The 18,093-nt window shown below is 65.8% G+C and carries 17 protein-coding genes; 13 read left to right on the plus strand and 4 right to left on the minus strand.

Annotated elements, in window-relative coordinates:
- Positions 1–62 precede the first annotated feature (62 nt).
- Complete coding sequence (locus tag ACFOPH_RS21095; protein ID WP_379737142.1) at positions 63–2,051, plus strand: PhoX family protein; 1,989 nt, start codon at positions 63–65, stop codon at positions 2,049–2,051.
- 21 nt (positions 2,052–2,072) lie between these two features.
- On the opposite strand, the gene ACFOPH_RS21100 is transcribed toward ACFOPH_RS21095, so the two are convergent.
- Positions 2,073–5,246 carry a DEAD/DEAH box helicase gene (locus ACFOPH_RS21100; RefSeq protein WP_379737143.1) on the minus strand — a complete coding sequence of 1,058 codons (3,174 nt, stop codon included), beginning with the start codon at positions 5,244–5,246 and terminating at the stop codon, positions 2,073–2,075.
- Between the two features lie 228 nt (positions 5,247–5,474).
- Here ACFOPH_RS21100 and ACFOPH_RS21105 point away from each other — a divergent pair, with 228 nt between their 5' ends.
- The 3 genes from ACFOPH_RS21105 to ACFOPH_RS21115 all read left to right on the plus strand — a co-directional run bounded on the left by ACFOPH_RS21105 (position 5,475) and on the right by ACFOPH_RS21115 (position 8,195).
- Positions 5,475–6,320 (plus strand): MOSC domain-containing protein, encoded by an 846-nt coding sequence (locus ACFOPH_RS21105; RefSeq protein ID WP_379737144.1) that lies wholly within the window; start codon positions 5,475–5,477, stop codon positions 6,318–6,320.
- A gap of 98 nt (positions 6,321–6,418) precedes the next feature.
- Positions 6,419–7,537 carry a GGDEF domain-containing protein gene (locus ACFOPH_RS21110; protein ID WP_379737145.1) on the plus strand — a complete coding sequence of 373 codons (1,119 nt, stop codon included), beginning with the start codon at positions 6,419–6,421 and terminating at the stop codon, positions 7,535–7,537.
- Between the two features lie 304 nt (positions 7,538–7,841).
- The gene (locus ACFOPH_RS21115; RefSeq protein WP_379737146.1) at positions 7,842–8,195 is read left to right on the plus strand and encodes a DUF6404 family protein; all 354 of its coding nucleotides are present in this window, start codon (positions 7,842–7,844) and stop codon (positions 8,193–8,195) included.
- A gap of 2 nt (positions 8,196–8,197) precedes the next feature.
- On the opposite strand, the gene ACFOPH_RS21120 is transcribed toward ACFOPH_RS21115, so the two are convergent.
- Positions 8,198–10,177, minus strand: a complete 1,980-nt coding sequence (locus ACFOPH_RS21120; protein WP_379737147.1) for a monovalent cation:proton antiporter-2 (CPA2) family protein — start codon at positions 10,175–10,177, stop codon at positions 8,198–8,200.
- Positions 10,178–10,274: 97 nt separating this feature from the next.
- Here ACFOPH_RS21120 and ACFOPH_RS21125 point away from each other — a divergent pair, with 97 nt between their 5' ends.
- From ACFOPH_RS21125 to ACFOPH_RS21160, 8 genes are all read left to right on the plus strand, one after another.
- On the plus strand, positions 10,275–11,297 hold the full coding sequence (locus ACFOPH_RS21125; RefSeq protein WP_379737148.1) for a KpsF/GutQ family sugar-phosphate isomerase: 1,023 nt from the start codon (positions 10,275–10,277) through the stop codon (positions 11,295–11,297).
- Positions 11,297–11,839 (plus strand): KdsC family phosphatase, encoded by a 543-nt coding sequence (locus ACFOPH_RS21130; protein ID WP_312550903.1) that lies wholly within the window; start codon positions 11,297–11,299, stop codon positions 11,837–11,839. Before ACFOPH_RS21125 ends, ACFOPH_RS21130 begins: the two co-directional genes overlap by 1 nt.
- 6 nt (positions 11,840–11,845) lie before the next feature.
- Entirely contained in the window at positions 11,846–12,442 is a 597-nt protein-coding gene (lptC, locus tag ACFOPH_RS21135) for an LPS export ABC transporter periplasmic protein LptC (protein WP_379737149.1), read from the plus strand.
- A gap of 30 nt (positions 12,443–12,472) precedes the next feature.
- Positions 12,473–13,036, plus strand: a complete 564-nt coding sequence (lptA, locus tag ACFOPH_RS21140; RefSeq protein WP_379737150.1) for a lipopolysaccharide transport periplasmic protein LptA — start codon at positions 12,473–12,475, stop codon at positions 13,034–13,036.
- Between the two features lie 2 nt (positions 13,037–13,038).
- A complete protein-coding gene (gene lptB / locus ACFOPH_RS21145; protein ID WP_312550897.1) occupies positions 13,039–13,797 on the plus strand; it encodes an LPS export ABC transporter ATP-binding protein in 759 nt (252 codons plus the stop codon).
- A gap of 43 nt (positions 13,798–13,840) precedes the next feature.
- Complete coding sequence (locus ACFOPH_RS21150; RefSeq protein ID WP_379737151.1) at positions 13,841–15,322, plus strand: RNA polymerase factor sigma-54; 1,482 nt, start codon at positions 13,841–13,843, stop codon at positions 15,320–15,322.
- 65 nt (positions 15,323–15,387) lie between these two features.
- Positions 15,388–15,741 carry a ribosome hibernation-promoting factor, HPF/YfiA family gene (gene hpf, locus ACFOPH_RS21155; RefSeq protein ID WP_312550893.1) on the plus strand — a complete coding sequence of 118 codons (354 nt, stop codon included), beginning with the start codon at positions 15,388–15,390 and terminating at the stop codon, positions 15,739–15,741.
- Between the two features lie 140 nt (positions 15,742–15,881).
- On the plus strand, positions 15,882–16,967 hold the full coding sequence (locus ACFOPH_RS21160) for an enoyl-CoA hydratase/isomerase family protein (protein ID WP_312550891.1): 1,086 nt from the start codon (positions 15,882–15,884) through the stop codon (positions 16,965–16,967).
- 104 nt (positions 16,968–17,071) lie between these two features.
- Here the strand turns inward: ACFOPH_RS21160 and ACFOPH_RS21165 are convergent, their stop codons facing one another.
- Positions 17,072–17,329 (minus strand): Txe/YoeB family addiction module toxin, encoded by a 258-nt coding sequence (locus ACFOPH_RS21165; protein ID WP_312551086.1) that lies wholly within the window; start codon positions 17,327–17,329, stop codon positions 17,072–17,074.
- Positions 17,304–17,603 carry a type II toxin-antitoxin system Phd/YefM family antitoxin gene (locus ACFOPH_RS21170; protein WP_312551088.1) on the minus strand — a complete coding sequence of 100 codons (300 nt, stop codon included), beginning with the start codon at positions 17,601–17,603 and terminating at the stop codon, positions 17,304–17,306. The genes ACFOPH_RS21165 and ACFOPH_RS21170 overlap by 26 nt, the downstream gene beginning before the upstream one ends.
- A 196-nt stretch (positions 17,604–17,799) precedes the next feature.
- Between ACFOPH_RS21170 and ACFOPH_RS21175 the strand changes: the two genes are divergently transcribed.
- Positions 17,800–18,093, plus strand: coding sequence for a hypothetical protein (locus ACFOPH_RS21175; RefSeq protein ID WP_379737152.1), 294 nt, complete (start codon positions 17,800–17,802; stop codon positions 18,091–18,093).

Here is an 18,093-nt window from a genome sequence, read left to right on the forward strand (position 1 = left end):
TCCATCAACGCGGCCATTGCATTGCGCCGCGCCGGATCACCAAACCCATGGAGAAACGACGCATGAACCCGACCCCTGAACTGTCCCGCCGCCGCCTGCTGCGCATGCTGGGCGCCGCCCCGATGCTGCCCCTGACCGGCTTTGCGACCGCCTCCCTGCTGGCCGGTTGCGGTGGCGACAGCCACGACGATTCGCCCGTGGCCGTGACCCCGGTCCCGCCGGTCGTGCCGGTCACGCTGACGGGCGTCACCTTCAGCTCGATGGATGCGCCGACCCTGGCAAACGCCGCAGCGATGGCCACCACCACGGTCGGTTCGACCATGACCGTCAACTTCAGCGACAGCAGCAAGCTCGATTTCAAGCTGTCGTACAAGCCCTTCTTCATCACCGGCGACATGGTGCCGAACGGCGCCGGCGGCACCGTCCTGGCCGGCGGTTACTACAACATCCGCAACCAGCCGATCATCGATACCAGCGTGCCCGGCAAGGAGCGCCAGTTCTTCTCGGATTCGCCGGACGGCACCTCGCTGCTGTCGGTGCCGAACGCGAACGTGCCGGGCGTGAAGGGTAAACCCGTGTTCGCGGTGGTGCAGTTCGAGTACACCACGCTGGCCCAGGACGGCGTCACCGGCATGTACGGCCGCCTGCCGTCGCCGATCGCCGTGCTGACCCTGGACCAGGACCAGAGCACCGGCAAATTGAGCCTGGTGAAGTACCACAACGTCGACACCTCCGGCGTCGAAGGCCTGTGGATCACCTGCGGCGCCAGCCTGTCGCCCTGGGGTACCCACCTGTCGAGCGAGGAGTACGAGCCGAACGCCTTTACCGCCGCCTCGGATTCCCAGTTCAAGGCCTTCAGCCGCAACCTGTACGGCAGCGAGACCGCGGCCAATCCCTACAACTACGGCCACATGCCGGAAGTGACGGTCAATCCGGACGGCACCGCCTCGATCAAGAAGCACTTCTGCATGGGCCGCATCTCGCACGAGCTGGTGCAGGTGATGCCGGACCAGCGCACCGTGCTGATGGGCGACGACGCCACCAACAGCGGTTATTTCGTGTTCGTGGCCGACAAGGAGAGGGACCTGTCGTCGGGCACGCTGTACGTGGCCAAGGTCGGCGCCGGTTTCTCGATCGACCCGGCCGCTGCTGCCGCGCCGCTCAGCTGGATCAAGCTCGGCTCGGCCACCAGCGCCGAGATCCGCCAGCTGGCCGCGACCGTCAAGCCGCTTGAGATCATGGACGTGCGCACCGTCGATCCGCAGGACGCCGCCTTCAAGCAGGTGGTCGCCAACGGCGCGGTCGAGTGGATCAAGCTCATGCCGGGCATGGAGAAGGCCGCGGCCTTCCTCGAAACCCACCGCTACGCGGCCCTGGTCGGCGCGTCGATGGGCTTTACCAAGATGGAAGGCACGACCGTCAACGCCAGGGACAAGATCGCCTACTCGGCGCTGCAGAACTGCCAGAGCTCGATGGTCGCCGGGAACAAGCTGAACGTGGCGGGCAATGGCGTGTCGATTCCGAAGGCGCTCAATGCCGGCGCGGTGATGGCGCTGAACCTCAAGGGTGGCCAGAAGGACGTGAACGGCGCGGCCATCAACAGCGAGTGGATGCCGGTCGATATCAAGGCCCTGATCACGGGCGAAGATATTACCGCCGATGCCCTGGGCAATACCGCCAACCCGAACAGGATCGGCAATCCGGACAACCTGAAATTCTCGGAAAAGCTGCGCACCCTGTTCATCGGCGAAGACAGCGGCCAGCACGTCAACAACTTCCTGTGGGCCTACAACGTCGACACCAAACAGCTCGCGCGCATCATGTCGATCCCGGCCGGCGGCGAGTCGACCGGCCTGCACGCGGTCGATGAACTGAACGGCTGGACCTACATCATGAGCAACTTCCAGCACGCCGGCGACTGGGGCAGCATCCACAACAATGTGAAAGCCACGCTCGATCCGCTGCTGCGCGCGAACTACAAGGACAAGTTCGGCTCCGCGGTCGGCTACCTGACGGGCGAACTGAGCCAGATGCGCCTGGCCAAGGCCTGATCCACCTGCCTCGCCACCGGCTCAGGTGTTGGCTGGCTGGCGCAGCGTGCCGGCGCTGCGCGCAGCCAGGCGCAGTTCCGGCAGTTGCTGGCCGAGTACGTCGAAGTAGCGGCGCTTCTGCAGGTCGCCGCGGTCGCCGATCACGTACAGCCGGCTCTTTGCCCTGCTCACGGCCACGTTGAGCAGGTTCGGCTTCGACGCCGCCCAGTCGCGCGCACCCGGCGTGCCGCCGCCGGTGACGATGATCACCGCCCCCGCTTCCTTCCCCTGGGCCGTGTGGACCGTCCCGATGCGACCGGCATCGAGTCCCCAGCGTTTGCCGATCGTGTGCAGCTCGCGCACCACGTCGCGGAACGGCGACAGCAGGAAAATGTCCTGCGCCGCCACGCCTTCCCGGTTGAGCAGCATGTCGAGCAGGCCGGCCAGGGCCTCGCCCTCGGCCGGAATCCAGTTGCCGTCATTGCCCGTCTGCGGCACGTCGATCCAGCCGCTTGCCGGCCAGCCGAGGGTGGACGGCTTCTTCTGGTGCACCATCAGCTTGTCGTAGGCGATCGCGTTCGAGATCGCGAACATCGGGTTGTCGCAGCGCCGGTGCACGCGCAGCGGCGCGCCGACCCAGATGGCGTCGTCGCCGCGCCCGATCACGGTGCCCACCGGCGTGGCCTGGTCGGCCAGCACCTGGACCGAGGTGCGCGAGGCGTGCAGGTGCGCCGGCACTGCGCCGTGATGGGCAGCCAGCGCGCATTCGATGGTGCGCGGCAGGGTAACGACCGGCTCGAGCTGCAAGGGGTCGCCCACCGCGACGATGCGGCGCGCGCGCCAGAGCGCCCCGGCGGCGGCCTGTGGCGGTGCCTGGCCGGCTTCATCGATCAGCAGCCAGCCGATGCTGTCCGGACCGAGGCCGGCGAACAGCGAAGCGGTCGAGGCGAAGGTCGTCGAGATGACGGGGCAGAGCAGGGCCAGGCTGTCGAGGCCCTGCGCTTTCGCCTGCGGATCGGGAACCGCGCCGCCCAATGCGTCCATCGCCAGCGAGAGGTTCGCCTGCATCTTGTAGGTATTGTTTTCCACAAAGGCGCGGTGCAGGTTCATGGCCGCGGTGAAGACGCGGATGCGCGCGGCGCGCCATGCCGGATGGGCCCAGGGGCTCGAACGTTCCTGGTCGTGGTCGTCCAGGCCGGGATCGGGCCAGCAGGCGCCGAGTTCCTGGCGCACCGCGGCCACTGCGCTTTCTTCGCGCGCCAGGCGGGCGCTGAGGGTCGCGCGCTGTGCGCACAGCCCGTCGAGCCGGGCGTTCAGCGCCGACAGCGACTTCATGTGCCGCGCCTGCTGGCCGCGCAGGGCGCTTTCCTGCTGCTGCGCCGTTTCCATCCTGGCCATGGCGCCGCGCAGGTCGGCGCGCCACTCGCGCTGGGCACGCCCGAACGTCGACAGCCATTCCAGGATGCCGGGCCGCTGCGCCGTCAGGCCGGCGACCAGGGTGTCGCAACGCTGCGCTTCGCGCCGGGCCTCGGCGAACTGCTCGGCCACGTCGTCCAGCGTGTGCTGGAGCGCGCGCTGGGCGTCGGCCGTTTCGTCGCATGCGGCCGCGGCGGCTTGCTCGTCGCGGGCCAGCTGGCGCAGCAGGACGGGCAGCTCGGCCCAGGCGGCCAGCTTGTCGCGCCAGGCCTGCTCGGCGGCCAATGCTTCCTCGAAGCGGGCACAGGCCTCAGGCCAGGCCAGGGCGGGCATCGCCTTGTTCTGGCGGATGGCGTCGAGACGTTCGCGCAGCCCGGCCGGCTTCTTGCCCGCCTCGCTTTTCTGCCACCAGAAGCGGTGCACGAAATCCGAACGGTTGCTCTTGTTGCCCAGGCGCGCGGCGACCAGGCCCCAGGCCGGCTCGCGCAGCAGGGCGCCGGCCAGGTCCGCATACACGTCGACCTCGGCGCGCCAGGCCGGGGCGATGGCGGCTTCCCGCGGCAGCTCGAGCGAGACGTTTTCCACCGCGCCGTTGTTGCTCGATGCGACGACGATCGAGAAGCCCGCCAGCCTGGCGTCGAGCGGGTAATAGTCGATGTTCCGGCTCCCCACCTGCAGGCTGCGCTTGCTGCCGAGCAGTTCGCTGCCGTGGCTGGCCAGCACGCGGGCACGCTCGACGACGATGGCTGCGACGACGTCGCGCAGCAAGGTGGTCTTGCCGGTGCCGGGCGGGCCATTCACCGCGAACAGGCCGGAACTGCCGAGTTCGCGCCACATGGCGTTGATCGCCACCTGCTGGCTCCAGACCAGCGGATGCTCGGCCGGCCAGCAGCCCTGCGGGAAGTTCGACGGATGCAGCAGGGCGAGGGCGTGCTCGCGGTCCTGGCGCACGTCGGTCCGGCGGCGCTCGGCAGCGCCGTCCAGGTAACGCAGCAGGCCGGCCTGCGCCCGCGCGACGCCGCCGTCCTTCACCCGGTTCAGGTCCTGGATGAAGAAGGAATTCAGGAAATCGTCCTCGGATTTCGGCTTGGGTTCGGCGGCGTCGGGCTTGGGACGTTTCACCTGGACCGAGCGGATCCGGTGCGAAGGCGTGGCGCCGACCAGCGGCCGCAGGCGCAGCTTGTCGAGCAGCAGGGCAACGAAGTCGGCGAACCAGGCCTCGTCCACCGGCTGCTCTTCCGGCAGTTCGCCGAGGCGCCACGCGAGTTCCTCGCGCAGGCGGTCGAGCTGGCGGTCGAAGCCGGGAAAGCCGCTGTTCGAGGGAAAGCCGGCCGCTGGGGAGATGGGAGAGCGCAGGCCTTCGACGTCGCAGGCGTCGTCCGCGGCCAGGGCATCGAGGCCGCGCGCAACGACGATGCCGAAGGCCCAGGCCGCCATGCTGATCATCAGGGTATCGACCAGTGGACGCCCGTGCTCGTCGAAAGCCAGGAAGAACACGGCCGAGCTGCCGCTGAGGCGTTCTTCGAACACGTCGGGTTGACGGCCCAGTTGCGCTTCGAGCAGGTCGATGAAGCGCGCCCTGTCGTAGTTGGCGGCGTACACGCTGTGACGCCAGGCCTTCTCGGCCGCGATCGGCCGCTTGCGAAAGCCGGCGTCGAGCCAGGCGGGCAAGCCGCCGGGATGCCAGTCGCGTACCGGCTCGGGCCCGGTTTGCGGCGTGATCTTCGGGATGGCTTGTGGACTGAGGGCTTCAACGTCGCGCCAGAATGACATCAGATCGGTGAATCGGTCGGCTTGCATGGTGGGTACTCCTGGGCTGATCTGCGTCCTGCGCGTTAAATGTTAATCTTGGGCAACAATTGTCCATTATCCCTTCAGATGGGCGTGCCGTCACCGGGAAATGTCAGCGATGACCGTTGCAGCTTGTTGACATGCCGTAGTACATGCGTCGTGCATGCCGGGGGCGGTGGGGCTTGGGATGGCGGCGTTTTGCTGCCATACTCTGGCGTTTTCTCCGTCCGAACGCCGATGCCCATCCTTTCCCAGCTCATCGTCTACCCCATCAAATCCTGCGCCGGCATCGCGGTCGAGGAGGCGCAGGCCACCGTCTCCGGGCTGTGCGCCCGGGGCGTGCACGACCGCGAATGGATGCTGGTGGACGGGGAGGGCCAGTTCCTGACGCAGCGCGAATACCCGCGCATGGCGACCATCCGGCCGCGGATCGAGAACGACGCCCTGGTCGTGACGGCGCCCGGCATGCCGCCGCTGCGCCTGCCGCTGGCGCTGGATGCGGGCGCACCCCTTCTTCGCGTGCGGATCTGGGACGACGAAGTCGAGGCCGGCGATTGCGGCGATGCCGCTGCTGCCTGGTTCCGCGATGCCGTGCAAGGCGCCTGCCGCCTGGTGCGCTTCCGCCCCGGGCTCGAGCGCCCGACGAGCACGAAGTGGACCGCCGGCGCACCATCCAGCGCCCGCTTCGCCGACGCCTATCCGCTGCTCCTGATCGGCGCCGCCGCGCTCGACGAGATCAACGCGCGCATGCGCGCCGCCGGCCGCGAGGCGCTGCCGATGGACCGCTTCCGCCCGAACTTGGTGGTCGCGGGCACCGATCCGTTCGAGGAGGACTACACCGAATCGCTGCGCGCCGGCGACGTCGTGCTCAAGCCGGTAAAACCCTGCGCGCGCTGCCCGATTCCCGCGGTCGACCAGGCCACCGGCATCCCCGGCCCCGATCCGCTCGACATCCTGCAATCCTGGCGCGCCAAGGCCATACTCGACGGCGCGGTCTGCGTCGGCATGAACTGCATCGTGTTCGAGGGCGCCGGCGGCGTGCTGCGGGTTGGCCAGGAGCTGGACATCGCTTTGTCGTTTTAAGGCAGCGTCAAGGGCGCCTCCTGGCCGGGAAAGCCCTGTTTTCGTTCCCAAGCCGGGCCGTATCGCGTAAGGTAACGGGTATTGCTGAAAGGAATGTCATGCACCAGCCGGACGCGACGTCGCGCGACCTGATTGCCGAAAACGAAGCCCTGCGCGCGCACATGGCTTACCTGATCGACCAGGCCCAGCGCAACCACGACATCATGTGCCGGCACCAGGCGTTCGACCTCGAGATCGTCGGCGCCTCGACCTTCCAGGAGCTGGTCGGCACCATCTTCCGCATGCTGCCGGTCATTTCCGAACTCGACGCGGTGACCCTGTCGCTGGTCGACGCCGACGCCGATATCTACACCGTCATGCACAAGCTGGGCGTGGACTTCGAACCGCTGCCCGACCTGCTGTTCTGCGAGCACGCGGTCGAACTCGGCTTCGAGACGGCCGACGGCAGCAAGCCGCACCCGCGCCTGGGCGGTTTTGACGCGGCCGCGCACGGCCCGCGGTTCCCGCACGCGCCCGCCGGCCTGAAGAGCGTGGCGCTGGTGCCGCTGCTGCGCAACAAGCGCCTGATCGGCAGCCTGAACCTGGGCAGCCGCGATTCCCGCCGCTTCACGCCGGCCATGGCGACCGATTTCATCGAGCACATGGCCTCGATCATCGCGATCTGCCTCGAGAACGTGATCAGCAACGAGATGCTCAAGTACATCGGCCTGACCGATGCGTTGACGGGCGTCTACAACCGCCGCTACATCGACCGCCGCCTGCTGGAAGAAATCGCGCGCGCGCGGCGCCAGGGCGGCCGGATTTCCGTCATGTTCATCGACGTCGATCATTTCAAGCAGGTGAACGACAGGGTCGGCCACCAGGCCGGCGACGAGGTGCTGCGCGAAGTGGCCGGCCGCATCAAGAACGAGCTGCGCCTGTCGGACGCGCTGGCGCGCTTCGGCGGCGAAGAATTCGTGGTGCTGCTGGTCGACGCCGACCTGCCGGCCGCCGCCATCGTGGCCGACCGCATCCGCGCCGGCGTGGCGCGCCTTCCGGTCGACCTGGCGGACGGCCAGTTCCTGGAAGTGTCGGTGTCGATCGGCGTCGCCACGCTCGACGACGCCACCCGCGAGCAGCCGATCGAGAACGTGGCCCAGCAACTGGTGGCGCAGGCCGATAGCGCGCTGTACCAGGCGAAGGAAGCGGGGCGCAACCGGGTGGTGCTGGCAGGCTGAAATAAAATTTCATCAGCTTGCTGCTAGTGAAATATTCTTTCACATAGGGTGGACACTCGTGCCCACGCGGTACCCGGTATGCCTGTCGCTCATTAACGCGCAGCGAACGAAACCGGCTGCCCATCGGTTATCCATGCAGTTTGCTTTGCGGCTTGGAGCAGTACGACCGCGTGGGCTCAAGAGCCCACCCTACGGATGGCGGCATCCGCAAGTAACGTAGGGTGGGGACTTGTCCCCACCTTTTCGGTCATTTGCGCACCACGACTCGTGCTAACATCGTGTCGATCAGTTACCGAGAATCAACATGACTTTCGACGAGCGCCGCCAGCGCGCCATTGCCGTCCTTAACCGGCACGGCATTCCCCAGCACACCTCTGAACCGGTCCAATTGCGCCTGTTCCGCAAGCTCGGCATGCAGGTGCGCCCGCTGCATTTCGAATCGTTCTGGCGCACGGCCTTCGTTCATGCGGTCTGGTTCGCTCCCCTCTGGGCTATCGTCATGTGGATCTTCCGCTGGCGCACGGACGGAACCCATCCCGCCATGGCGTTGCTGGGCGCCGTGATCTGCGGCCTTTGCTATGGCCTGGCGATGGCCGGCGTCTACGCCTGGAGCAAGAAGAAATATAAGCTGCCGAGCTGGGAATCGCTGGGTTCCTGACCCTACAGCAAACGCCCTTCGGCCCGCGTCACCGCATCGGCCGAGCCGCGCAAGACCACCACGTCGGCCGCGCGCAGCACCGTCCCGTCCTCCGGCTCCACCCGCATGCGCGCGCGCCGGATGCCGGTCACCTCGGCTCCCAGTTCGTCCAGCCCGAGTTCGTCGAGGCGGCGCCCGACCGCCTGCGCGTCCTCGCGCAGCACCACCGAATGCAGGCGCACGTACATGTGTTCGGAGTCGTCGCTGATGTCGTTGGCGCCGTGGAAGTAGCCGCGCAGGGCGGCGTAGCGCTCGTCGCGCGCGCTCTGCACGCGGTGCACCACGCGCCGCAGCGGCACCCCGACCACCACCAGCGCGTGCGACGCCAGCATCAGGCTGCTTTCCAGCGCTTCCGGCACCACCTCGGTGGCGCCGGCCTGGCGCAGGACCTCCAGGTCGCTGTCGTCGTGGCTGCGCACGATCACCGGCAGCGTCGGCGCCAGCTCGTGCACCAGGTGCAGCACCTTCAGCGCCGCGCGGGTGTCGGCAAAGGTGATCACCAAGGCGCTGGCGCGGTTGATGCCGGCCGCGATCAGGGCTTCGCGCCGGCCGGCGTCGCCATACGAGACGTTCGAGCCGGCCGCCTGCGCTTCCTGCACCCGCTCGGGGTCGAGGTCGAGCGCATGCCAGGGCAGCTTCTCGTCCGACAGCAAGGTCGCCACGCTCTGGCCGCTGCGCCCGAAGCCGGCGATGATCACGTGCTGTTGCGCGGCCATCGTGCGGCTGGCCAGTTGCGTCAGCTGCAGCGACTGCATCATCCATTCGTTGGCCGCGATCTTCATCACGATCCGGTCCGACTTGGCGATGACAAAAGGCGCGACCAGCATCGACAGCACCATCGAGGCCAGCACCAGCTGCATCAGGAAGGGATCGATCAGCTTCGAGCCGGAGGCCAGGTTGAGCAGCACGAAACCGAATTCGCCGGCCTGCGCCAGGGCCAGGCCGGTGCGCATCGAGACGCCATCGGTGGAGCCGAAGGCTTTCGCCAGCAGCGCGATCAGCGCGAACTTCAGCAGCACCGGCACCACCAATAACAGCAGCACCAGCCACCAGTGCTCGAGCACCATGCGCAGGTTGAGCAGCATGCCGATGGTGATGAAGAACAGGCCGAGCAGCACGTCGCGGAAGGGCTTGATGTCTTCTTCGACCTGGTGCTTGAACTGGGTTTCGGAAATGAGCATGCCGGCGACAAACGCCCCCAGCGCCAGCGACAGGCCGGCGCGCTCGGTGATCCAGGCCGCGCCCAGCGTCACCAGCAGCAGGTTGAGCATGAACAGCTCCTGCGAGCGGCGCTTGGCGACCAGGGTGAACCAGTTGCGCATCAGCTTCTGGCCGAAGAACAGCAGCAGCGCCAGCACCGCGGCCGCCTTCACGGCGGCCCAGGCCAGGGTCACGGCCAGGTCTTCGGGATCGCGCGCCAGGGAGGGAATCAGGATCAGCAGCGGCACCACGGCCAGGTCCTGGAACAGCAGGATGCCGATGATGCGCCGTCCGTGTTCGCTTTCCAGCTCCAGCCGCTCGGTGAGCAGTTTCACCACGATGGCGGTGGAGGACATGGCGAGCGCCCCGCCGAGCGCGAACGCGGCCTGCCAGCTCACCTTCAGGGCCGGGATCCACATCGACAGCAGCAGCGCCCCGGCGACCGCGGCGACGATGGTCAGCACCACCTGGGCCAGCCCGAGGCCGAACACGATGCGGCGCATGGCGCGCAGCTGGGCCAGCGAGAATTCCAGCCCGATCGAGAACATCAGGAACACGACGCCGAATTCGGCCAGCGCGTGGGTGGAGGCGGTATCCGAGGCCAGGCCCAGCGCGTGCGGGCCGATCAGCACACCGACGGCCAGGTAGCCCAGCATCGGCGGCAGGTGCAGGCTGCGGAAGGCGACCACGCCCAGCACCGCACTGCCGAGCAGGAGAAGAGTCAGTTCGAGTCCGGATGCCATTCGTTCGTTTCTTTTACGCGCAGTGAGCGTTCGCAGTGAGCGTTGTTTAATACGTCTGGCAAGTTTTTTGCTTTCGCAATTCGTTTATACTTCCGGGATGAGTGTAACCGATGAAAAAACAATGCAGAACAGTTTTGACGAGAACCAGTCCCGCCGCGTGATGGAACTGGCGCGCGAGACCCTCGCGATCGAAGCCGACGCGGTCAAGGCCTTGCACGACCGCCTCGGCGTGGACGATTCCATCGTGCGCGCGGTGGCCACGCTGTACGCCTGCACCGGCCGCGTCGTGGTCTCGGGCATGGGCAAGTCCGGCCATATCGCGCGCAAGATCGCCGCCACCCTGGCCTCGACCGGCACCCCGGCGATGTTCGTGCATCCGGGCGAAGCCGCCCACGGCGACCTGGGCATGGTCACCGCCCAGGACGTGTTCATCGCGATCTCGAACTCCGGCGAATCGTCGGAACTGATGGATATCCTCCCGGTCGTCAAGCGCATGGGCACGCCCCTGATCGCGATGACCGGCAAGCCCCAATCGCGCCTGGCGCTGTTGTCCGACGTGCACCTCGACATCTCGGTATCCAAGGAAGCCTGCCCGATGAACCTGGCGCCGACCGCCAGCACCACCGTCACCCTGGCCCTGGGCGACGCCCTGGCCGTGGCGCTGCTCGACGCGCGCGGCTTCCGCGAGGAAGACTTCGCGCGCTCGCACCCGGGCGGCGCCCTTGGCCGGCGCCTGCTGACCCACGTGCGCGACGTGATGCGCAGCGGCGAGGCGGTGCCGTCGGTCACGCCCGAGACGCCGCTGGCGCGGGCCCTGCTGGAAGTGAGCCAGAAGGGCATGGGCATGACCGCCGTGGTCGATGCGGACCGGCGCCCGATCGGCGTGTTCACCGACGGCGACTTGCGCCGCCTGATCGAGCGCGTGCAGGACTTCTCGAACATCAGCATTCGCGACGTCATGCACCTGGACCCGCGCACCGTGCATCCCGAGCAGCTGGCGGTCGACGCGGTGGCGATCATGGAAGAATTCCGCATCAACCAGATGCTGGTGGTCGACCTGGACGGCAAGCTGGTCGGCGCCCTGCACATCCACGACCTGACCCGCGCAAAGGTAATCTGATGAGTAGCGTGATCACCGCACTGGAACACATGCAGCGCGCCGCGCGCGTGAAAGTGATGATCTTCGACGTCGACGGCATCCTGACCGACGGCAGCCTGACCTACGGACCGGACGGCGAGGTCACCAAGACCTTCTTCGTCCTCGACGGCCTGGGCATCCAGCTGCTGCAGAAGACCGGCGTGCAGACCGCCATCATCAGCGCGCGCAAGTCGCCGATCGTCAACGCCCGCGCCAGGGACCTGGGCATCAACCACGTCTGGCAGGGCTTCCACGACAAGCGCGTCGCCTTTGCCGAGCTGCTGGCGCAGACCGGCGTGACGGCCGAGGAGTGCGGCTACATCGGCGACGACGTGATCGACCTGCCCTTGCTGACCAGGGTCGGCTTCGCCGTCACCGTGCCCACTGGCCACCCGGACGTGCAGTACCGCGCCCATTACGTGACCAAGGCGCCGGGCGGGCGCGGCGCCGTGCGCGAAGTGTGCGACATGGTGATGCGCGCCCAGGGCACCTACGAACAGGCGCTGGCGCCGTACTTCGGGTAACGAGCCATGGCGACCCTCGTCAACCGCCGGACCTCGCACCGCTGGAAGCTGCTGGCGCTGATGCTCACGGCCGTGTTCTTCGCTTTCGGCAGCTTCTGGCTGCTGCAGGCCCTGCAATCGGAAGACGCGGACAATCTCGGCAATGCCGGGAACGAGCCCGACTACATCGTCGAGAATTTCAGCGTGGTGCGCATGACCGAGAGCGGCCAGCCGCGCTACCTGCTGTCGGGCGAGCGCCTGGCCCATCATCCGCTGAACGATGTCTCGGAGGTGAGCAAGCCGGTGGTCGAGAGCATGGCGCCGGGGCGTCCGCGCATGACCATGCACGCCGACCGCGCCCAGATCCACCACCAGGAAAACCGGATCGAGCTGATCGACAACGTCGACATCGTGCGCCCGGCCACGCCGGCATCGGAAGGGATGCGCGCGCGCACCAGTGCGCTGACCGTGCTGGCCGACGAGGAGATCGTCAAGACCGACCGTCCGGTGCGGATGGAGCTCGGCGCGTCGACCGTGAACAGCGTCGGCCTGGTGGCCGAGAACCCGACCCAGAAGCTGCAACTCGGCCGCGGCCAGATCGTCTATCCGCCGCGCCAGCGCTGACCTACACAACACAAGGAACGAGCACCCAACATGAAAAAAATCCTCGCTGCCGCCGTCCTCACGCTGCTGTCGCTGTCCGCTTCGGCCGAACGCGCCGACTCGCTCAAGCAGGCTGTCGTCAACTTCGATTCGCTCGACATCGACGAGGTGACCCAGACCCGCATCCTGACCGGTAACGTGGTCCTCACGCGCGGCACGCTCACCATGAAGTCGGACCGCGCGCTGGTCAAGGAAACGCCGGAAGGCTACATGAGCGTCACCCTGACCTCGGGCCCCGGACGCGTCGCGACCTTCCGCCAGAAGCGCGACGGCGCCGGCGACATGTGGGTCGAGGGCCAGGCCGAGCGCATCGAGTACGACGAGCGCCAGGAACTGGTGAAGCTGTTCTCGAAAGCCGTCGTCAAGGAACTGGAAAACGGCCGCCTGACCAATGAACTGAACGGCGCCTACATCTCCTACGACAACCGCCGCGAAGTGGCCGCCGTGCGCAACGACGCGAGCGGCGAAAGCAAGGTCGGCGGCGGCCGCGGCACCCTGATCATCGCGCCGCGCCGCACCGGACCGGCGCCAGCGGCAGCACCCGCAGGAAAGTAAACATGAAAGATGCAAGCACGAGCAGCACCCTGGTGGTCCGGGGGCTGCAGAAAAGTTACGGCAAGCGCCTGGTGGTGCGCGACGTGTCGCTGGAAGTGGGCTGCGGCGAAGTCGTCGGCCTGCTCGGCCCGAACGGCGCCGGCAAGACCACGTCCTTCTACATGATCGTCGGCCTGGTGCCGTCGGACGCCGGGTCGATCGAGATCAACGGCACCGACATCTCCAGCCTGCCGATCCACCGGCGCGCGGTGCTGGGCCTGTCCTACCTGCCGCAGGAAGCTTCGGTGTTCCGCAAGCTCACCGTCGAGGACAACATCCGCGCCGTGCTGGAGCTGCAGCGCAACGACGACGGCAAGCCGCTCTCGAAGGACGCGATCAACGAGCGCCTCGATTCGCTGCTGGCCGAACTCCAGATCGAGAAGCTGCGCGAGAACCCGGCGCTGTCGCTGTCGGGCGGCGAGCGCCGCCGCGTCGAGATCGCGCGCGCGCTGGCCACCAATCCGCGCTTCGTGCTGCTCGACGAACCCTTCGCCGGGGTCGACCCGATCGCGGTGATCGAGATCCAGCGCATCGTGCGCTTCCTGAAGGAGCGCGGCATCGGCGTCCTGATCACCGACCACAACGTACGCGAGACGCTCGGCATCTGCGACCGCGCCTACATCATCAACCAGGGCGCCGTGCTGGCCTCGGGCCGCCCTGACGACATCATCGCCGACGAATCGGTGCGCCGCGTCTACCTGGGCGAGCACTTCCGCATGTAGCAATCGTAGCAATCACGAAGCGACAACCTGGCAGCAACAAGCGATGAAACAATCCCTGCAACTCCGGACTTCGCAGCACCTGGCGCTCACCCCGCAGCTTCAGCAATCGATCCGCCTGCTGCAGTTGTCGACGCTGGAACTGCACCAGGAAATCGAACAGATCCTGTCCGACAATCCCTTGCTCGAACGGCTCGACGATCCGCTCGACCACTCGGTGCGCCTGCTCGCCGACGGCGCCATCAACAGTGCGCCCGGCAGCGGCGAGGCGCCGGCCGCGCCCGGCGCGGAAGAGGGGGCCGCGAACGGCGAAGCGGTGGACGGTTTCGACGCCGCGGGCGCCGATGGCGAGCGCGATGCCGACCGCGGCGATGGCGACTGGGGCGAACCCGGACGTGGCGCCGGCAACGGCGAGGACGAGGATGGCCGCCCGCAGCTGGAAGCGGCCGGCGTCACGCTGCGCGAGCACCTGTCGGAACAGGTGCGGGTGACGGGACTGGGCATGCGCGACCGCGCGCTGGCCGAACTGGTGATCGACGCCATCGACGACAACGGCTACCTGGAAGAGCAGTTGGATGAGATCCACGCGCGCCTGCCCGAGGAGCTCGAGGTCGAGATGGACGAGCTGCGCTGCGCGCTGGCGCTGGTGCAAAGCCTCGATCCGGTGGGCGTGGGTGCGCGCAGCGCCGCCGAATGCCTGGCGCTGCAGATCCGCGCCATGCCTGGCGTGCCGCTGGTGACGCGGCGCATGGCCCTCAAGATCGTCGAGGGATATCTCACCTGGTTCGCGCAGCGCGAATTCAACAAACTGAAAAAGGCGCTCGACTGCGACGACGAAGACCTGCGCGAAGCCCAGGCTGTGATCCGCCAGTGCAATCCGCATCCCGGCGCGGCCTTCGCCTCGAGCACCTCGGACTACGTGGTTCCGGACGTAATTGTCCGGAAAACGAAGAACGGCTGGGGCGTGATGCTGAACCAGGACGTGATGCCGCGCCTGCGCGTGAACAACATGTACGCGGCCCTGCTCAAGCAGGGCAAGGGCGAAAGCCAGATGAGCGCGCAGCTGCAGGAAGCGAAGTGGCTGATCAAGAACATGCGCCAGCGCTTCGACACGATCCTGCGTGTATCGCAGGCAATCGTTGAGCGTCAGCGGAACTTTTTCAGCCATGGCGCGGTTGCCATGCGGCCCCTTGTGCTTCGTGAGATAGCTGATACACTAGGACTACACGAGAGCACAATTTCTCGTGTCACAACTCAGAAATTCATGCTGACCCCGCACGGCATGTTTGAGTTGAAGTATTTCTTCGGAAGCCACGTCGCCACCGAAGCGGGGGGCGAAGCGTCTTCGACGGCGATCCGGGCTCTCATCGCGCAACTGACAGGAGCAGAAGACCCCAAGAACCCATTATCCGATAGCAAGATCGCGGAAATGCTCGGTGAACAAGGAATGGTCATCGCACGCCGCACGGTTGCCAAGTACCGTGAAGCACTGAAAATTCCTCCCGTTAGTCTCCGCAAATCCTTGTAACGGCGGCACCCTCGCGCTTCCTTGTGGCGCGGCGCGGCAGCCGCCACATCTTCAAAGGAGTGTGTATGAATCTCACCATCAGCGGTCACCACCTCGACGTAACCCCCGCCATCCGTGAATACGTACAGAACAAGCTCGAACGCATTACCCGCCATTTCGATCAAGTGATCGACTCCCACGTGATCCTCGCGATCGACAATCTCACCGAAAAAGACAAAAGGCAGAAAGCCGAGATTAATGTGCGCATGTCCGGCAAGACCGTGCACGTGGAAAGCGTTGCGCAAGACCTGTACGCGGCGATCGACCTGTTGATGGACAGGCTGGATCGGCAGGTGATGAAATACAAAACCATCCTGCAGAATCATAGTCACGAGGCGCTCAAGCGCCGCCCTGAAGGCGGAGAGGCAGCCGTCGCCTGACAGGCCGGCAAGCACCGTCTGAACGAGGGCGCCCATGGCGCCCTTTTCATTTCCGGCATGTTCATTTCTTGCCGCGCCGTCAATACCCCAGTTGTCTCGTCCTTCGGTAGAATGCGTGTTTTTTCTACCACGGACCGACCATGACCGACTTCGTCCTGACCCGCGTTGCCAACGGCACCGGCACGATCACCCTCGACCGTCCGAAAGCATTGAACTCGTTATCGCTCGACATGGTGCGGCGCCTGACCGAGGTGCTGCTGGCCTGGCGCGACGACAGCAGGGTCGACGCGGTCGTGATCACCAGCAGCAGCGAAAAAGCCCTGTGCGCGGGCGGCGACATCCGCTTCTTCCACGAAGCCGGCCACGCCACGCCGATGGGCGGTAGCGCGCTGCTCGAGGATTTCTTCACCGAAGAATACGCCCTGAATCACCTGATTCACTTCTATCCGAAGCCTTATATCTCGGTCATGGACGGCGTCGTGATGGGCGGCGGCATGGGCATCGCCCAGGGCGGCCCGGACACCGGACTGCGCATCGTGACCGACCGCACCAAGATGGCCATGCCGGAAGTGAACATCGGCCTGTTCCCGGACGTCGGCGGCAGCCATTTCCTGTCGCATGCGCCTGGCCAGCTGGGCAACTACCTCGGTCTCACCGGCCTGACCATCGGCGCTGCGGATGCCTTGTATGTCGGCCTGGCGGACGTGCACGTCCCCGGCGCTCAGCTGGGCGCGTTGACGGCCTTGATCGCGTCGACGCCCGGCGCGCAACTGGTCGACGCAATCCGTGGATTCGCGGCCGGCTTCGCGAGTGAAGTGGGGCCCAGCCAACTACAGGCCCAGCGCGCCGCGATCGACGCCCACTTCGGCGCGGCGTCCGTTGCCGCGATCATGGCATCGCTCTCGCGCGACGAAAACCCGTTCGCCCAGAAGGCTTTGGCCGCGATGCGCCAGCGCTCGCCGCTGATGATGTGCGTGACCCGCGAGATGCTGGTGCGCGGCGCCGCGATGGATGTCGCCGACTGCCTGCGCATGGAACGCTCGCTGGTACGCCGCAATTTCGAGCACGGCGAAGTCCTGGAGGGCGTGCGCGCGTTGGTGATCGACAAGGACAATGCGCCGCAGTGGAATCCGGCCACGCTGGAGGAGGTGACGCCGGAGATGGTGGGGCGCTTTTTCGAGCCGGTATGGCCGGCGCATGCGCATCCGCTGCGGCACTTGGATTGAGTTGAGCGGTCGACCTTATGCGCAGGCTCAGGAAGTTGGCAAGCGAGCTCGTTGAAGACGGAACACAGTAAAGAAAAAGGGGAGCGTTGTCGCTCCCCTTGTCATTAGTAGTGATAGCGGCACGAAATGATGACTAACTCCTCATCGATGACGGTGTAAACCAAACGGTTTGTCTCATCGATTCGCCTCGACCAGCAGCCACTCAGGCTGTGCTTCAAGGGCTCGGGTTTCCCGATTCCCCGGAAGGGGTCCCTCTGGGAATCTTTAATCAGATCGTTAATGCGCTTCAGCGTCTTCTTGTCTTGTGTTTGCCAATAGATGTAGCTGTTCCAGGCTTCATCCGTGAACTTCAGGTTGCGCATGTTGCGGATCCTCGGCTTCAGGGGTTTCGATTAACTCCCGATGCTGCGCTTGACCTGCGCGGGCCTGAGCTAGTGACTTCGCAAGGTGAGCCGCGTTGCTCGGCGAACTCAACAAGTGAACAGTCTCCATGAGGCTGCTGTAGTGATCGAAAGACATGACTACTGCATCAGGCGCATCGCGGCGCGAAATGACGGTCACATCGGCATCTTCCACCACTTGGTCGATAACAGTCCGAAGACTGTTGCGAGCATCGGAAAAGTTGATGATTCTCATGTGGCACTCCATTGCATCAATACTGCTTAGTAGTCGTAGTAGTCGTAGTAGTCGTAATCGCCGATGTCGTAGTAAGCGTTGTAGTCAGTTCGTAGTCGTAGGTGTCAGCGTAAGTGTTGTCGTCAGTATGGGTAGCAGCAGTATCGATCAAAACTTGTACAGTAGATCGTACAAGTCGTAGTATAGCGAAAAAAGCGTGGACAGCAAGCGTCGTATCGCTTTCTATGTGCGTGATCGGGCGGGAGTGTTGCGATACAACTGTTTAGAGATGTGGCTGGACAGCAGCTATAGCAATACGGCCTGGCGTCTGCTGACCAATCAGACGTGGCTGACCGTTACCTGGGACTTGGCGCTGGCCATACGCTATACGGCGGGGGAGAATTGGGCGAAGAGTGATAGAAGAGTGGGTCCAGTTTTCCTGAACCCCTACGATATCGAACTCAATGCTGAGAAGAGCCTTTTGCCACTTTCGTCGCGCGAGTGCTCCTGA

The sequence above is a fragment of the Massilia haematophila genome, assembly GCF_042647645.1.
GTDB lineage: Bacteria > Pseudomonadota > Gammaproteobacteria > Burkholderiales > Burkholderiaceae_D > Telluria > Telluria haematophila.

Excerpts from the sequence above, each read along its gene's own strand:
- ACFOPH_RS21115 (WP_379737146.1), top strand. The coding sequence starts at position 7,842 with ATGACTTTCGACGAGCGCCGCCAGCGCGCCATTGCCGTCCTTAACCGG.
- lptC (WP_379737149.1), top strand. The coding sequence starts at position 11,846 with ATGGCGACCCTCGTCAACCGCCGGACCTCGCACCGCTGGAAGCTGCTG.
- lptA (WP_379737150.1), top strand. The coding sequence starts at position 12,473 with ATGAAAAAAATCCTCGCTGCCGCCGTCCTCACGCTGCTGTCGCTGTCC.
- ACFOPH_RS21120 (WP_379737147.1), bottom strand. The coding sequence starts at position 10,177 with ATGGCATCCGGACTCGAACTGACTCTTCTCCTGCTCGGCAGTGCGGTG.
- ACFOPH_RS21170 (WP_312551088.1), bottom strand. The coding sequence starts at position 17,603 with ATGAGAATCATCAACTTTTCCGATGCTCGCAACAGTCTTCGGACTGTT.
- hpf (WP_312550893.1), top strand. The coding sequence starts at position 15,388 with ATGAATCTCACCATCAGCGGTCACCACCTCGACGTAACCCCCGCCATC.
- ACFOPH_RS21125 (WP_379737148.1), top strand. The coding sequence starts at position 10,275 with ATGAGTGTAACCGATGAAAAAACAATGCAGAACAGTTTTGACGAGAAC.
- ACFOPH_RS21150 (WP_379737151.1), top strand. The coding sequence starts at position 13,841 with ATGAAACAATCCCTGCAACTCCGGACTTCGCAGCACCTGGCGCTCACC.
- ACFOPH_RS21095 (WP_379737142.1), top strand. The coding sequence starts at position 63 with ATGAACCCGACCCCTGAACTGTCCCGCCGCCGCCTGCTGCGCATGCTG.
- ACFOPH_RS21105 (WP_379737144.1), top strand. The coding sequence starts at position 5,475 with ATGCCCATCCTTTCCCAGCTCATCGTCTACCCCATCAAATCCTGCGCC.
- ACFOPH_RS21165 (WP_312551086.1), bottom strand. The coding sequence starts at position 17,329 with ATGCGCAACCTGAAGTTCACGGATGAAGCCTGGAACAGCTACATCTAT.
- ACFOPH_RS21130 (WP_312550903.1), top strand. The coding sequence starts at position 11,297 with ATGAGTAGCGTGATCACCGCACTGGAACACATGCAGCGCGCCGCGCGC.
- ACFOPH_RS21100 (WP_379737143.1), bottom strand. The coding sequence starts at position 5,246 with ATGCAAGCCGACCGATTCACCGATCTGATGTCATTCTGGCGCGACGTT.
- lptB (WP_312550897.1), top strand. The coding sequence starts at position 13,039 with ATGAAAGATGCAAGCACGAGCAGCACCCTGGTGGTCCGGGGGCTGCAG.
- ACFOPH_RS21160 (WP_312550891.1), top strand. The coding sequence starts at position 15,882 with ATGACCGACTTCGTCCTGACCCGCGTTGCCAACGGCACCGGCACGATC.
- ACFOPH_RS21110 (WP_379737145.1), top strand. The coding sequence starts at position 6,419 with ATGCACCAGCCGGACGCGACGTCGCGCGACCTGATTGCCGAAAACGAA.